This window comes from Nonomuraea sp. B10E15 (assembly GCF_039871615.1).
Classification (GTDB): Bacteria; Actinomycetota; Actinomycetes; order Streptosporangiales; family Streptosporangiaceae; genus Nonomuraea.
Genome location: NZ_JBDPMB010000003.1, coordinates 298,911 through 314,341 on the forward strand (window position 1 = coordinate 298,911; position 15,431 = coordinate 314,341).

General features: G+C 69.5%; 13 protein-coding genes. 1 reads left to right on the plus strand and 12 read right to left on the minus strand.

Features of this window, described 5'->3' with window-relative positions; all coding sequences use genetic code 11:
• Nucleotides 1-13 precede the first annotated feature (13 nt).
• The 12 genes from ABGB14_RS14275 to ABGB14_RS14330 all read right to left on the minus strand — a co-directional run bounded on the left by ABGB14_RS14275 (nt 14) and on the right by ABGB14_RS14330 (nt 14,379).
• The gene (locus tag ABGB14_RS14275) at nt 14-1,528 is read right to left on the minus strand and encodes an FAD-dependent oxidoreductase (RefSeq protein ID WP_347644092.1); all 1,515 of its coding nucleotides are present in this window, start codon (nt 1,526-1,528) and stop codon (nt 14-16) included.
• On the minus strand, nt 1,525-3,237 hold the full coding sequence (locus tag ABGB14_RS14280; RefSeq protein ID WP_347644093.1) for a hypothetical protein: 1,713 nt from the start codon (nt 3,235-3,237) through the stop codon (nt 1,525-1,527). The genes ABGB14_RS14275 and ABGB14_RS14280 overlap by 4 nt, the downstream gene beginning before the upstream one ends.
• Before the next feature lie 3 nt (nt 3,238-3,240).
• Nucleotides 3,241-4,593, minus strand: coding sequence for a GH1 family beta-glucosidase (locus ABGB14_RS14285; RefSeq protein WP_347644094.1), 1,353 nt, complete (start codon nt 4,591-4,593; stop codon nt 3,241-3,243).
• Nucleotides 4,590-5,417, minus strand: a complete 828-nt coding sequence (locus ABGB14_RS14290) for a carbohydrate ABC transporter permease (protein WP_347644095.1) — start codon at nt 5,415-5,417, stop codon at nt 4,590-4,592. Before ABGB14_RS14290 ends, ABGB14_RS14285 begins: the two co-directional genes overlap by 4 nt.
• On the minus strand, nt 5,414-6,307 hold the full coding sequence (locus ABGB14_RS14295; protein ID WP_347644096.1) for a sugar ABC transporter permease: 894 nt from the start codon (nt 6,305-6,307) through the stop codon (nt 5,414-5,416). Before ABGB14_RS14295 ends, ABGB14_RS14290 begins: the two co-directional genes overlap by 4 nt.
• A 46-nt stretch (nt 6,308-6,353) precedes the next feature.
• Nucleotides 6,354-7,745, minus strand: coding sequence for an extracellular solute-binding protein (locus ABGB14_RS14300; RefSeq protein WP_347644097.1), 1,392 nt, complete (start codon nt 7,743-7,745; stop codon nt 6,354-6,356).
• 272 nt (nt 7,746-8,017) lie between these two features.
• Nucleotides 8,018-9,616, minus strand: coding sequence for a cation acetate symporter (locus tag ABGB14_RS14305; protein ID WP_347644352.1), 1,599 nt, complete (start codon nt 9,614-9,616; stop codon nt 8,018-8,020).
• A gap of 17 nt (nt 9,617-9,633) precedes the next feature.
• Nucleotides 9,634-9,963, minus strand: coding sequence for a DUF485 domain-containing protein (locus ABGB14_RS14310; protein WP_347644098.1), 330 nt, complete (start codon nt 9,961-9,963; stop codon nt 9,634-9,636).
• Nucleotides 9,964-10,128: 165 nt separating this feature from the next.
• Nucleotides 10,129-10,965 carry a carbohydrate ABC transporter permease gene (locus tag ABGB14_RS14315; protein ID WP_347644099.1) on the minus strand — a complete coding sequence of 279 codons (837 nt, stop codon included), beginning with the start codon at nt 10,963-10,965 and terminating at the stop codon, nt 10,129-10,131.
• Nucleotides 10,962-11,870: a sugar ABC transporter permease gene (locus tag ABGB14_RS14320; RefSeq protein ID WP_347644100.1), complete on the minus strand. Its 909-nt coding sequence runs from the start codon at nt 11,868-11,870 to the stop codon at nt 10,962-10,964. The genes ABGB14_RS14315 and ABGB14_RS14320 overlap by 4 nt, the downstream gene beginning before the upstream one ends.
• Nucleotides 11,867-13,120, minus strand: a complete 1,254-nt coding sequence (locus tag ABGB14_RS14325; RefSeq protein ID WP_347644101.1) for a sugar ABC transporter substrate-binding protein — start codon at nt 13,118-13,120, stop codon at nt 11,867-11,869. The genes ABGB14_RS14320 and ABGB14_RS14325 overlap by 4 nt, the downstream gene beginning before the upstream one ends.
• Before the next feature lie 101 nt (nt 13,121-13,221).
• On the minus strand, nt 13,222-14,379 hold the full coding sequence (locus ABGB14_RS14330) for a PLP-dependent aspartate aminotransferase family protein (RefSeq protein ID WP_347644102.1): 1,158 nt from the start codon (nt 14,377-14,379) through the stop codon (nt 13,222-13,224).
• Nucleotides 14,380-14,390: 11 nt separating this feature from the next.
• Here ABGB14_RS14330 and ABGB14_RS14335 point away from each other — a divergent pair, with 11 nt between their 5' ends.
• A complete protein-coding gene (locus ABGB14_RS14335; RefSeq protein ID WP_347644103.1) occupies nt 14,391-15,422 on the plus strand; it encodes a LacI family DNA-binding transcriptional regulator in 1,032 nt (343 codons plus the stop codon).
• The last annotated feature ends 9 nt before the right edge of the window (nt 15,423-15,431 follow it).

Below are 15,431 nucleotides of genomic sequence, written 5' to 3' on the forward strand. Positions count from 1 at the left end.
CAGGGCGGCGCGGTCAGAGGGAGAGCACCTGGCCGGCGGCGGAGAGGTCGTCCTGAAGGGCGGTGACGTCGATGTCCTGCACCGCCTTGCCGCTCCCCGCCGCCTGCGCCGCGGCGAGCCCGGCGGCGTGACCGAGCATCTGGTACTGCACCTCCATCCGGATGGAGGAGAACGCCACGTGCGAGGCCGACAGGCACACCGGCACCACGAGGTTGCCGCATTCCGCGCGCCGGGGCACGATCGCCGCGTACGGGATCTGGTAGGGGGCGACCCCCACCGACAGGTAGCCCTCGGTGACGACCATCGGCACCGGGGCGGGATGCTCGTACACCTGCCGCCAGGTCCGCTGCACCTCGCGGATGTCGAGGTGGTACGAGCCCATCGCGACGGCGTCCGGCTGCGGGCGGCTCCGGACGAGGTCGTGTTCCGTCAGGTGCCTGTCCCCCAGCATCCGCCGCGCCTCCCGCACGTACAGCTGGTGCGGCAGGTGGCCGGTGTCGGCGAACTCGTCGGGCGGCAGCCCCCAGCGCCCCAGCCCGGCCCGCACGCTCGCGGGCACCTCGGGGTCGTGGGAGAGGAAGTACAGCAGGTCCTGGGCGTGGTGCAGGTGGTGCAGCCGGATGCGCTCGCGCTCGCCGGGGCCCGCGTCGGGGTAGTCCCAGGCGGAGCGGTCGAGCACGCTGAGAGAGAACGGCCCGAGCGAGTTGCCGTCGCACTTGCCGTTCGGGAGGTTCGGCGCCAGGCCGACGAGGCGTCCGGCGCGGGGCTCGACGCCCTGCTCGCGCCAGTGGCGGAACAACCGCCGTCCGAGCTCCCAGTGCTCCTCGTCGTAGCCGGGCCGCCGCTCGATCGGTATGCGGTCGCCGGCGCTGGTCAGGCAGACGCGGTAGCCGTACGACATGACGCCGCCGTCGCCGGCGCCCACCTCGGCCATGGGCCCGTCGGCGACCTGCGGCAGCAGCGTGCCGTCGGCGCGGAACGGGGAGATCCACGGCGGGAAGTTGTGCATGCCGGGCACGACCTCGCGCCGCCCGGCGAAGGTCTCGCCGTGCAGCGTGCGGTCCTCCCTGCCCACCCGGTACGACACACCCGCGGCGGCCATCAGGTCGCCCTCGTAGCTCGCGTCCACGAAGGCGCCGGCGGTGTAGTCGCCCTGGCGGGTGACGGCGGAGAAGATGCGGTCCCCTGAGGTGACCACCGTGCGGAGCGGGGCGTCGTACACGACCTCCACGCCGGCGCGTTCCAGCCACGCCACGAAGATGCCCTCGGCGACGTGCGGCTCCGGCCCGGCGTAGTGGCCGGGAGCCACGCCGTAGGCGTCGGCGACCGCCTGGCGGAACTCGGCGGCCATCCCGCCGAGCACGCGCGAGTCGCCGATGTCGGTGTAGCCGAGCCCGCCGGAGGTCATGCCGCCGACGTGCCGGCCGGGTTCGAGCAGCACGGTGTCGAGGCCGCGGCGGGCGGCGGCGACGGCGGCGCACACGCCCGCCGACGTCGCGCCGTACACGACCACCTCGGCCTGCCTCATCGCCGCCACCACCGCGCCACCTGGCGCAGGTCGTCGCCGGTGATGGGTTCGCCGGTGTTGTCGATGGACTCCACGTAGTAGAGGGCGGGCACGCCGAGCGACGGTTGTTCCCGCGCGTAGGCGAGCCAGTCGGCCCGGCTCGGCATGGGCCACTGGTCGGTGTCGACGAGGTGCTCCGGCATGGCGTGGACGGCCACCGCGTGGCGGAAGCGGAGCTGGTCGACGGCGGGCACGGGCTCGCCGCGGGCGTCGAGCTCCAGCACGTCGTTGAGCCTGATCATGTCGCTGACGTCCGCGAACGCGGGGTGCGGGGTATGGGTGATCATCAGGGCGTCGGGCTTGACGCGTTTGGCGGCGGCGTACATGGTGCCGAGCAGTTCGTGCAGGAGGGAGAGCCCCCACGTGGAGCCGTACGCCTTGAGGTGCGACCCGCTGGGGAACCACTGCGTGAAGTCGATCTTGAATCCGTCGGCGTCGAGGTCGCCGAGCAGCCGGCGCATGATCTCGCCGATCCTGCGCCGGTAGGCGGGGTTGGACGGGTCGGCGGCGACGGCGCGGCCCGCGGCGTCGGTCACGCACTCCTCGGCGGGCAGCCCGTCGGGCGACCACGCGCGCCACCACAGCAGCACCCGCTGCCCGCGCGCGTGCCGGTCGGCGATCCACTCGCGCAACCTGGGCCACTTGCCGGGGTCGGGTTCCTGGTTGCCGTAGGTGAGCTGCCACCGGTCGTCGATGACGACGGTGGCGGGCACGACGCCGTGCTCCTCCAGCCTGGCCAGCCACGTGTCGTAGAGGTCCTGCCGGGACAGCTCGACCGGGGAACGTCCGTCGGCCCGGGCGCACTGGGCGCCCCAGCCGCAGAAGATCGTCCCGCTCCACCAGTCGTGCCGCTCCGCGACCGGCCCCCGCGGGGCCAGGCCGTGCTCGACGAGGTCCTCCCGGTGGTGGGAGATGGCCTCCCAGGGGGACGACGCGGCGCGGAACACCACAGCAGGCGACGTCCACGCGCCGCTCACCGCCGTCTGGCACTCGTAGTCCAGCCGCAGCAGCGCGCCGCCGTCGAGCGGCTCGTACCTGAGCTCGGTGAAGGTCAGGTCCGCGATCCCGGCGCGCACCGACGCCCCCAGCCAGGGGCCTTCTGGTACGGAGGTCGCGCCGCCGTCGGGCTCCTCCTTGCTGAAGGCCAGGGCCAGCGGCGGCGGCGAGAAGACGGCGTGCAGGCGGCCAGGCGAGGCGTCGCCGATCACGGTGAGGGCGAGCGGCGCCGACACGGGACGCACCACGTGCACCGGGTGCGTGGGCGTGGGGTTGAAGACGCCGCGCGCGTGCACCGCCGAGCGGAACGTGCCGGCCGCGCGGGTGTTGAGCACGGCCCGCCCGCCGAGCAGCGTCACGTCGCCGATCACGCCGTCGCCCTCGACCCGCACCTCCAGCGCGATCGTCTCGGGGGTGCAGGTGAGGCGGACGGTCTTGGCCTCCCACGCGGTCGAGCGCTGCGGGAAGTCGAAGACCGCCACGTCGCCGCGCTCGGCGAGCACGGGCGGCGATGTCTCGTACGTCTCGTCGCGGTCGCTCCTGGTGGAGACGGAGGCGATGAGGCTGAGCGTCAGCCAGCCTTCCAGCTCGGCGCTGGGGTCGGTGCGCGAGACGGTCAGCCGGTAGTGCCCGCTGTCCAGGTGGTAGGCGGTGTCCGTGGTGGTGATCCGCATGGTCTAGCCGTAAGCCTCGATCCTGGGCAGGGCGGGGGCGGCGCCGCCCCCGGCGATGAGCCGGGCGTAGTAGCGCCCGGAGTCCTTGATCGTCCGGGCGCCGGTCGCGTAGTCGACGTGGACGAGCCCGAACCTGGGCCGGTAGCCCAGCGCCCACTCGAAGTTGTCCATGAGCGACCAGTGGAGGTAGCCGCGCACGTCGGCCCCCGCGTCGATGGCCTCGCCGACGGCCGCCACGTGGTCGCGCAGGAAAACGATCCTGCGGTTGTCGTGGACCCGGCCGTCGTGTGCGGGCGTGTCGCCGAAGACGCCGCCGTTCTCGGTGACCATCAGCGGCGTGGCGGGGAAGCGGCGGCTCAGGCCGATCAGCAGGTCGCGCAGCGCCGCCGCGTTGATCTCCCATCCCTCGTCGGTCCTGGCCACGTCGCCGCCGGGCCCGACGACCCGCCAGGGGAACGGGCCGGGCGGCGCGGCGGCCATGACGCGCCTGGTGTAGTAGTTGACGCCGAGGAAGTCGCTGCGCCCGCCGATGGCGGCCTCGTCGCCGTCCTGGATGAAGTCCAGGCCGTGGCCGAGCGCCCGTTCCCAGTGCTCGCGCATGTCGGCGGGGTAGCCGCCGGCGAGCAGCGGGTCGAGGTACCACCGGTTGACGTAGCCGTCGGAGCCGGTGGCGGCGGCCCGGTCGGCCTCGCTGTCGGTGGCCGGGTCGCAGGGGAAGAGGCTGAGCGCCGCACCGGCCAGCACGCCGGGGTGGGCGTGCAGCACGTCGGCCGCCGCGCCGTGGCCGAGCAGCACGTGGTGGCCGGCTCTGACGGCCGTGCCCAGGTCGGCGACGCCGGGGGCGTGCAGGCCGAGCTGGTAGCCGAGCAGCTGGATGATCCACGGCTCGTTCTGGGTGATCCACCAGGTGATGCGGTCGGCCAGCCGCCCGGCGACCGCCTCGGTGTAGGCGGCGAAGGCGGCCACGGTGGCGCGCTCGGCCCAGCCGCCGGTCAGCGCGGCGGGCATGTCCCAGTGGTTGAGCGTGAGCACGGGCTCTGCCCCCGCTTCGAGCAGCGCGTCGGCGAAGCGCTCGTAGTGGTCGAGCGCCTTCGGGTCGGAGCGCACGCCGTCGGGCATGACCCGTGACCAGCCGGTGGAGAAGCGGTAGGCGCGCAGCCCGAGCTCCTTGACCAGCTCGACGTCCTCACGCCAGCGCACGAAGGAGTCGCACGCCCGGGAGCCGTCGCCGCCGCCCTCGACGGCGCCGGGCCGGCGGCAGAACACGTCCCACACCGACTCGCCCCTGCCGTGGTGGCCCTCGATCTGGTACGCGGACGTGCCCGCGCCCCACAGGAACCCGCCGGGAAAGCTCATCCCTTGCTCCCCGTGGTCGCGATGCCCTTGACGAAGTGTTTCTGGCCGATGAAGAACAGGATGATCATCGGGATGGTGGTGATCACGCTGGCCGTCATGACGATCTCCCAGTGCCAGTCGCCGCCGAACCCGAACTGGTCGAGCAGCGCCTTCAGCCCGCGCGGCACGGTGAACGTGCTGGAGTCGCGCAGGTAGATGAGCGGCCGCATCAGGTCGGTCCAGGCCGCCTGGAACTCGAACAGCAGCGTCACCACGACCGCCGGCTTGCACAGCGGCAGGGCGATCCTGGTGAAGATCTGCCAGTTGTTCGCGCCGTCGATCTTCGCCGCCTCGAACGGCTCGCGCGGCAGCCCGAGGAAGAACTGGCGCAGCAGGAAGATGTAGAAGGCGCTGCCGAACAGGTTCTGGGCCCAGAGCGGCGTCAGCGTGCCGACCATGCCGAGCGAGTTCCAGATGAGGAACACCGGGATCATGGTGACCGCGCCCGGCAACATCATCGTGCCGAGCACGACGCCGAACAGCGCGCCCCTGCCGGGGAAGCGGAAGTAGGCGAAGCCCCACGCCACCATCGCGCTCGTGATCGTCACGGCGACCGCCGCCAGCACGGTCACGAAGAGCGTGTTCGCCATCCACAACGCCAGCGGCGCCTCCTGCCAGACCTGGAGGTAGTTGTCGAAGGTGAACGTCTCGGGGATCAGCCGGTTGTCGAACACCTCGCTGCGCGGCTTGAAGGAAGCGCTGAGCAGCCAGACGAACGGGTAGATGAACGCGATGGCGAACGCGCTCAGCGCGATCCACGTCAGGACCAACCGGGCGCGCCTCACGGGTTCCCCCCTTCGTAGTGGACGAACCGCCTGGTCACCAGGATCTGCACGGCCGTGATCGCCATGATCACGATGAACAGCAGCCAGGCCAGGGCGGAGGCGTAGCCCATGTGCAGGAACTCGAAGGCCTGCTGGAACAGGTAGATGGCGTAGAACAGCGCGGCGTCGTTGCTGTAGGTGGTGTTGCCCGAGCCGAAGAAGGCGGTGTACGCCTCCGTGAACGACTGCAGGGCGTTGATGCTGTCCACGATGAACAGGAAGAACAGGGTGGGACTGATCATCGGCACGGTGATGCGCAGCGTGCGCTTCCACCAGCCGGCCCCGTCGACGACGGCGGAGTCGTACAGCTCCTGGGGGACGCCGCGCAGCGCGGCCAGGATGATGACCACCGACGAGCCGACGGTCCACAGGCTCATCAGCACCAGGCCGGGCTTGACCCAGTCGGGGTCGGTGGTCCACGCGGGCCCGTCGATGCCGAAGATGCCGAGGAAGCCGTTGATCAGGCCGCTCTGCCCGTTGAACAGCATCAGCAGCAGGATGCCGACGGCGACCGGCGGCGTCATCTTGGGCAGGAAGAACGCCGTGCGGAAGAAGCCGGTGGCCTTGGTGGCGCTGTTGAGCAGCAGCGCCAGGCCCAGGGAGACGACCAGCTGGGCCGGGACCGACATCACCATGAAGATGAACGTGTTCCTGAGCGCCAGCCCGACCTTGGGATCCTCGAAGAGGGTCCGGTAGTTGTCGAGCCCGACGAACGACGGGTCGTTGATCACGTCGTAGTCGGTCAGCGACAGGTAGGCGCTGTTGATGACGGGCCACGCGGTGAAGATCAGGAAGCCGAGGATCCACGGGCTGATGAACAGCAGCGCCGCCCGGGTCTCGACGAACCGCATGGACGACCTGATCGAGGGCCGGGAGTGGGAGCGGGAGCGGGGCATCTCAGTTCGTACGCTTCGTCCAGCCGGCCCATGCCTCGTCGAGCGCCTTCTGAGCGTCCTGCTGGGCCTTGTCGAGCGCGGCCTTCGGCTCGTCCTGGCCGTTGAGCACGCGGTTCACGGCGCCCTGCCAGGCGTCCTTGAACTCCTTGTCGGCCGGGTTGGCGGGAAGGCTGAAGGTGTTCTCGTTGGCCTCGTAGACGGCCTTGACGCCCGCGTCCCAGGGCTCGCCGCCCGAGGTGAGCATCTTCTCGATCTCCGCGTCGGCCTTGACGTTGCCGGTGAGCACGCCGGTGAAGGGCTTGCCTTCGGCCTTGCGCTTGTCCAGGCGGGCCTGGGCGGCGGCCTTCCAGGTGTCCACGAGCGTCATGGTCTTGGCGAAGCGGCAGGCGGCGCCGGGGTTCTTGGAGCCCTTGGGGATGGCCCACGACGAGCCGGAGGAGTAGGCCAGGGGCCGGCCCTGCGGAGTGCGGAAGGTGTCGAAGACCAGGGACGCCTTGGGCGAGACGTCGTTGAGGACGTTGACGTACCACTGCTCCATCGCCATGGCGCCCAGCTCGTTCTTGGCGAACTGGTTGCCCTTGCCGAAGAAGTCGGCGGAGTCGCGCGCGGCCTTGACCTTGGCGAAGCCGCCCTGCGCGTCGTAGACGCCGACGGCGAACTCCAGCGCCTTGACCACGGCGGGGTTGTTGAGCTGGGCGGTCCTGCCGTCGGCCGACAGCAGGTCGGCGCCGTTGGCCTTGGCCCACAGCGGCAGGAACTCCGGCAGCTTGCTGTCGTAGCCGATCACCTTGAGCTTGCCGCCGGGGGTCTTGACCAGTTTCTCGGCCGCGGCGGTGATCTTGCTCCAGTCGGAGCCGTTGACGTCCTCGATCGTCAGCCCGGCCTCCTTGAGCAGGTCGCCGTTGGCCATGGTGATCTGGACCTGGTTGAACTCGGGAACGGCCCAGATCTGCTCGCCGAACGTCACCTGGCCGAGCGCGTTCTCGTTGTACATCGAGGTGTCGATCGACTCGCCCTTGATGCACTCGGTCAGCGGCATGATCGCGCCGCGTGAGGCGAAGGTGCCGATCTGGTCGCGGTTGGCGTAGATGACGTCCGGCGGGTCGCCGGCGGCGACGGCGGACAGGAACTGCTGGATGTCGAGGTCACCCTCGATCAGCTTGATCTTCGCGCCGCCGAGGGCCTTCTCGGCCAGGTCGACGCGGGTCGTCCCGATCTCGTCGGTCGCGCCGAAGCCCATCACGGAGATGGAGCCGCTGAACGTGGCACCGGGGTTGAACTGGCCGGCCGACGGGGTCGGGGCGGTGCCGCCACCGGTGCCCTTGGCACACGAGGTGAGGGCCAGCGCCAGCGACACCGACACGACGGACCAGCGGACGAGGGGGGATCTCATGGGGTTTTCGCCTCCACACTGAGCAAGCGGGGCATCAGGCATGCTGATGACGGCCACGTGGCGCCAGGCCAGTGTGGCAACGTTCACACATCTGAGAACGTACCCATACCGCTGAAATCCCGTCAACCACTCACATCACTGCGTTTCTGTGTCGTTAGCGACAAGAGCGGGTGTGGGACGCCCGCCCAAATGCCCGCAAACCCCTACGAGACAGCCCGATAAAGCACAAAGGGCCCGGCCTGGGGAGGCCGGGCCCTCGGAGGAGAAAGGTGTCAGTGGTCGGCGGCCTTCTCCGAGCCGACGCCGGTGAGGGAGCGGACCTCGATCTCGGCGTACTTGGCGGCGTTGTACTCCTTGCTCATGATCGTGCCCAGCCAGCCGCAGAGGAAGCCGAGCGGGATGGAGACGATGCCCGGGTTGCTCAGCGGGAACCAGGAGAAGTCGGCGTCCTTGAACAGCGCAGCAGGACCCCCGGAGACCACCGGCGAGAAGATCACCAGCACCAGGGCGGACAGCAGGCCGCCGTAGATGGCGCTGACCGCGCCGGAGGTGTTGAACCTCTTCCAGAACAGGCTGTAGAGGATCGCCGGCAGGTTGCCCGAGGCGGCGACGGCGAACGCCAGCGCCACCAGGAAGGCGACGTTCTGGCTCTGCGCCAGGATGCTCAGGCCGATGGCGATGGCGCCGATCACCAGGGCGGAGATCCTGGCCACCACGACCTCCTGCCGCTCGCTGGCCTGGCCGCGCCGGAAGACGTGCGCGTACAGGTCGTGGGCGAAGCTGGAGGAGGAGGCGAGCGTGAGCCCGGCCACCACCGCGAGGATCGTGGCGAAGGCGACGGCGCCGATGAAGGCCAGCAGGATCGTGCCGCCCACAGAGCCGAAGATCTCCTCACCGATCCGCAACGCGAGCAGCGGCGCCGCCGTGTTGCCTCCCGGGTCGCCGGCGACGATCTCCTCCCGGCCGACCAGGGCCGCCGCGCCGAAGCCGAGCACCAGCGTGAGCAGGTAGAACACGCCGATGATGCCGATGCCCCACAGCACGGACTTGCGGGCGTCCTTGGCGGTGGGGACGGTGTAGAAGCGGATGAGGATGTGCGGCAGGCCGGCCGTGCCGAGCACCAGGGCGAGACCGAGGCTGATCAGGTCGATCTTGCCCGCGAGGCCCTGCGCCTCGGTACCGTACTTCAGGCCAGGAACGAGGAAGCTGCCGGTGTTGCCCGACGGGCCGCTCGTCGTGGCCGCCTGGCTCAGCAGCGCCGACAGGTTGAAGCCGAACTTGCCCAGCACCAGCAGCGTCACCAGGGCGGCGCCGGTCATCAGCAGCACGGCCTTGACGATCTGCACCCAGGTGGTGCCCTTCATGCCGCCGAACACGACGTACACGATCATCAGCGCGCCGACGCCGACGATCGTCCAGAGCTTGCCCGCCTCCGACTCGATGCCGAGCAGCAGGCCGACCAGGGCGCCCGCGCCGACCATCTGGGCCAGCAGGTAGAAGATGCTGACGACGATCGTGGACACGCCGGCGGCGGTGCGCACCGGGCGCGGGCTCATCCGGAAGGCGAGCACGTCGGCCATGGTGAACTTGCCGGAGTTGCGCATCAGCTCGGCCACCAGCAGCAGCGCGACCAGCCACGCCACCAGGAACCCGATCGAGTACAGGAACCCGTCGTAGCCCGACAGGGCGATGATGCCGGCGATGCCGAGGAAGGAGGCGGCCGACATGTAGTCGCCGCCGATCGCCAGGCCGTTCTGCGCGCCGCTGAACGACCGGCCGCCCGCGTAGTAGTCGGCGGCCGTCTTGGTCTGCCGGCTCGCCCAGACGGTGATCCCCAGCGTGGCGGCGACGAACGTGAGGAAGAGGATCATCCCCAGGGTGGTCGAGCTCACTTCGACTTCTCCTCAACCTCGTGGCGGAGCTTGTCGGCGATCGGGTCGAGCGACTTCTCCGCGTGCCTGGAGTACGCCCACGCGATGAGGAAGGTGGAGACGAACTGCAGCAGGCCCAGGACGAGCCCCACGTTGATGTCGCCCCACAACTTGATCCCCATGAAGTCGCGCGCCCATCCCGACAGCACCACGTACAGCAGGTACCACGCGAGGAACGCGACGGTCATGGGAAAGGTCCAGCGGCGGAAGCGCCTCTTCAGGTCCTGGAACTCATCGCTCCCCTGCACTTGTTCATAAACCGATGCGTCATGTTCTTTGGTCGTCACGAGCCCTCCACTGTGATGCGGATCACGCCCAACGTAAGAGCGCAACCTACCGGTCGTGGAGATACATGGCCGAGTTGTTCGGCGAGCCGCCGCCGTCCGGCGCTTAGGTGGGAATGGCCTGCGGTGAAAGGTCCGTATGGCGCGGTGAGCGGTTGGCTTTCCCTTTCACCCCTTTACGGCCCCAGCGGTGAGCCCCTCGACGATGTACCGCCGGATCGCGGCGAAGAGCACCAGCGTCGGCAGCACGGAGATCACCGTGGCCGCCGCCATCGAGCCCCAGTCGATGTCGTACTGGGTGATGAAGGAGTTCATGGCGACCGGGATGGTCTTGGCGTCCTCGCTGTCGATGAAGGTGATCGCCAGGAACAACTCGTTCCAGCACTGCACGAACGCGAAGATGAACGTGGCCGCGATGCCCGGCAGCATCACCGGGATCACCACCCGGACCATCGCCACCAGCCGCGAGGCGCCGTCCACCTGGGCGGCCTCCTCCAGCGCGACCGGCACCCGCTCGTAGAAGCCGCGCATGATGATCGTGGCGAACGGCACCAGCATCGCCACGTACACCAGCATCAGCCCGGACAGCCGGTTGAGCAGGTCGAGATCCGACATGAGCAGGTAGAGCGGCCCGAGCGCGATGAACAGCGGGATCATCTGCGTGACGAGGAACGCCAGCATCACCGCTCCCCTGCCGGGAAAGGCGAAGCGGGCCAGCGTGTAGCCGCCCAGCACGCCGACGGCGGTCACCACCCCGGCCGAGACGAGCGAGACGATCAGGCTGTTCATCAGGTAGACGCCGAAGTCGGCGAAGGAGAACAGCTCCTCGTAGTGCTCGAACGTCACCTCGCCCGGCCAGTACTTCAGCGGCATCGAGAAGATCTCGGCCTTGGGTTTGAGCGAGGTGACGAGGATCCAGTAGAGCGGGAACAGGGTGATCAGCAACCAGGCGCCCAGCACGACGGCCTTCACCGCGGTCGCGACGTGTCTCATCGTGCCGTTCACCGGGCCTTCTCGAATCGGGTGGCGTTGAGGTAGAAGACGCTGAAGGCGAGCAGCAGGCCGAGCACGAGCAGGCCGACCGCGCCCGCACGGCCGTAGTCGCCGCCGATGACCTGCTGGATGAGGAACGTCGTGATGATGTCGGTGCTGCCCGCGGGGCCGCCGCCGGTCATCGAGTAGATGAGGTCGGGGAAGTTCAGGATCCAGATGATCCGCAGCAGCACGATCAGGGCCAGCGTGGGCCGGATGTGCGGCAGCGTCACGTGCCAGAACTGCCGCAGGCGGGAGGCGCCGTCCACCGACGCCGCCTCGTAGAGCTCGCGGGGCACCGACTGCAGCGCGGCCATGATCATGATGGCGAAGAACGTGACGCCGTACCAGATGTTGGCCACGATCACCGAGGTCATCGCCCAGCCCGGGGTGGCGAGGAAGCCGATGCGCTCGTCGATGAGGCCCGCCTTGAGCAGCAGGTCGTTGATCACGCCGAACTGGCCGTTGAACATCCACCGCCACAGCAGCCCGATGAGGAACCCCGACATGGCCCACGGGAAGAACACCCACGCCTGGTAGAGGCCGCGGCCGCGGAAGTGCCTGCGCAGCAGCAGCGCCAGCCCGAAGCCGAGGAAGAACTGGAAGAACAGCGACACGACCACCCACGTGCCGGTGTTGCGCAGCGCCGTCCAGAACCGGTCCTCGGCCAGCACGGCCCGGAAGTTCTCCAGGCCGGCGAACGGGGTCGAGGTCAGGTCGAACAGGTTGTAGCGCTGGAAGGCGATCACCGCGCCGCGGATCATCGGGTAGTACGTGAACAGCGCCACGAACACCACGCCGGGCAGCAGGCACAGCAGGATGAACCGTGCCCTGCGGATCGTGAAGGTGCCTCCCGCGGCGGTGCGTGCCGTGCTCAAGAGACCTTCTTCGCCTGGTCCGTCCAGAAGGCGTCCCACGACTTGAGCACCTCGGCGACCGTTTTCTTGCCGGTGATCAGCGCCTGGATGTCACGGTCGGAGTCGACGGTGAACTGGCTCCAGCCCGGATAGTCCACCGGCCGGATCGTGATGACCTGCTTGGGGTCCTGCTGCGCCTCCAGGTACGCCTTCCACGCGCCCTGCGAGAACTGCGGGTCGTTCTGGGCCTGCTTCGAGATCGGGATGAGCGAGTTGCCCTTGGCGAAGGCGATGCTCTGCTCGGACTCCGACAGGAACTGCACCAGCTTGACCGCCTCCTTCGGGTGCTCGCTGAAGGAGGTCGCGCCCCATCCCGCGTAGCCGACGGGCTGGAAGGCGTAGCCGGTGGGGCCCTTGGGGATGGGGGCGGTGGACCAGGCCGTGACGCCGCTCTCCTCCACCGACTTGATCACCTCCGGGTCCTGGATGAGCATGCCGGTGACGCCCGAGGTGAAGCCCTGCACCATCTCGGGGAAGCCCCACGACACCGAGTCGGGCGGTGAGGTCTCCTTGAAGATCTTGACGAAGAGCTCCAGGGCCTCGGCCGCCTCGGGCGTGGAGAAGATGGTGCTCTTGTCCTTCAGGAAGAAGGACTTCTCGGGGTCGAGCTTCTCGCCGTTGTACGCGCTGATCATCATGACCGCGTAGTCGGCGCCGCCCTTGCCGCCCCTGAACGAGTAGCCGAACCGGTCGCCCGTGGTCATCTTCCTGCCGGCCTCGTAGAGCTCCTGCCACGTGGCCGGCGGCCGGCTCATGCCCCAGTCCGTACGGTAGAACAGCGTGCGCTGGTAGAACCCGTACGGGATGAGGTAGGGCTTGCCGCCGACCTCGACCGCCTTCTTCTGGGCCAGCTCGGTCAGGTCGGACCAGCCGGACCAGCCGGTGGTGGGCAGCTCGGCCAGCCAGCCGTTGTTGGAGAACGACTTGGCCGTGTGGTCGCGGACCTCCAGCACGTCCAGGTCCTTCTTGGTCTGGAGGATCTGCAGGATCTTCTGGTCGGCGCTGTCGAGCGGGGGCGAGATCAGCTCCACCTCGATGCCGGGGTTGGCCTCCTCGAAGTCGGCGATCAGCTTCTTGATCAGTTTCGTGCGGTCGGGGCTGGTCAGGCTCTCGATCATGCGCAGCCGTACCTCTCCCGAGGACGAGCCGGAGCCGCAGCCCGCGAGCACCAGCGTGACGGCGACCGAGGCCGCCAGGAGGGGGGTTTTCATGGCAGGTCTCCCGCGTGTTCTAGACAGCGCTGTCAGTCACGCTATGGTCAGCCGCGTTCAGCGGTCAATCGCCGGTGCCCATGGGCCGGGCGGGTCCGCCTTCAGGCGAGGGAATCCCCCAGAGCCTGGCCGAGATCCTTGATCAGCTCGTCGGCGGGCTCCAGGCCGACCGAGAGCCGAACGAGCCCGACGGGGATGCCCATGGTGGCGCGTACGCTCTCCTCCGTGGAGAGCGCGGGTGCGTTCACCAGGCTCTCGAAGCCTCCCCACGACACGCCAATCCTGAAATATCGCAATCTATCGAGGAACCCAGCGACCTCCTGAGGCGAGTCCGTGTTCAGCACCAGGCTGAAGAGGCTGGAGAACCCCGACATCTGCCGCAGCGCGATCGCGTGGCCGGGATGCGACGGCAACCCCGGGTGGTTCACCTCCCGCACGGCCGGATGCTCCTCCAGGAAGGCCGCCACCGCCAGCCCCCGCTCCTGGTGCGCCGCCATCCGCACGGGCAGCGTCCGAAGCCCCTTGATCACCTTGGCCGCGTCGTGCGGCGACATGGCGGCGCCGTAAAGCTGGTACTCGGTCAGCGCCAGCGGCCGGATCAGGCGCGACGGCCCCACGACGACGCCGCCCACCAGGTCGCTGTGCCCGCCCGCGTACTTCGACAGCGAGTGCACCACCAGGTCGACGCCCATGGTCAGCGGCTTCTGGAAGATCGGCGTGGACCAGGTGTTGTCCATCACGCTCACCAGCCCCCGCTCCCGCGCCCACCCGGCCACCTCGGCGATGTCGACCACGGCGTAGGCCATGTACGACGGCGACTCGAAGTAGAGTAGGCGCGTGCTCGCCCTGATAGCGCTGTCACACCCCGCGAGGTCGTCCACGTGCGTATGTGTGACCCCGAATTTCTCCAGATAGCGCAGGAACTGAGTCGTCGGCCCGTAGACCGCGCCCAGCACCAGCACGTGGTCGCCCGCCGACACGAGCGACGAGATCGTCGCCGCGATGGCCCCCATGCCCGAGCCGAAACACTTGGCCCGCTCCCCCCGCTCGAGCGCGGCCAGCTTACGCTGAGCGAGATCGACCGTCGGGTTGGTCCCCCGCCAGTAGACGTAGCGCTCGTCCTCGTTCCTGACCGCCTCGCCGAGCTCCTCCGCCGTCGCGAACGCGAACAACGAGTTCTCGAACACCGGCGGGTTGACCGCGCCCAGCATCCACGGCTCGTCCTCACCCAACCGGCCACAGATCCATTCGTCATCCATGGGGGCACACTATGACAGCGAGGGAGCGGACTGAGGAGCCGAGCCCGCGAGCGAACCCGCGCAAGCCGACCATGGCCGACGTGGCCAGGCACGCGGGCGTCAGCCTCAAGACCGTTTCCCGGGTCGTCAACCAGGAGCCGCACGTCAGGGCGTCGCTGCGGCAGCGGGTGCAGACCTCCATCAGCACGCTCGGCTACCGCCGCAACGAGGCCGCCGCCCGCCTGGCCAGGGGCGCGACCATGCTGACGCTCGGGCTGGTGATGGAGAACATCTCCAACGAGTTCTACTCCCGCCTGGCCGCCGCGGTCGAGGCCGCCGCGGCGGAGCACGAGGCGCTGGTGGTGTTCGGCTCGTACGAGGAGAGCCCCGACAAGGAACGCATGCTGATCGAGTCCATGTACACGCGCGGCGTCGACTCCCTCATCGTCGTCCCGTCGGCGGCCGACCACGCCTGGCTGGCCGGGCACGCGAGCCTCACCACGGTCTTCGTCGACCGCGTGCCCTCAGGCCTGGAGGCGGCCGACGTCGTCATGCTCGACGACGTGCGCGGCGGCCGGGCGGCGACCGAGCACCTGCTCGCCGGCGGTCACCGCCGGATCGGCCTGATCTCCGACGACGACGGCCTCAGCTCCGTGCACGACCGCGCGACCGGCTACCGCCAGGCGCTGCGCGCCGCCGGGGTGCGGGCCGACGACGCGCTCGTGGTGCGGGGGGTGTTCGACCCGCGGCGGGTGTCGTACGAGGTCGGCAGGCTCCTCGACCTGGCCGACCCCCCGACGGCCCTGTTCGCCACCAACAACCGGGCCGCGATCGGCATCCTGCACGCGCTGCGCGAGCGGCCCGAGCGGCCCGCGTACGTGGGGTTCGACGACTTCGCGCTGGCCGGCGTCTTCAACCCCGGGGTGACGGTGGTCCGCTACGACGTCACCCGCCTGGCCCGCAGCGCCGTCGAGCTCCTGCTGCACCCGTCCCGGGAGCCCCGCAGGGTGAAGGTGCCGGTGGAACTGGTCGCCAGGGGCTCCGGCGAGCTGCCGCCCCCGTGACGGCCGCCT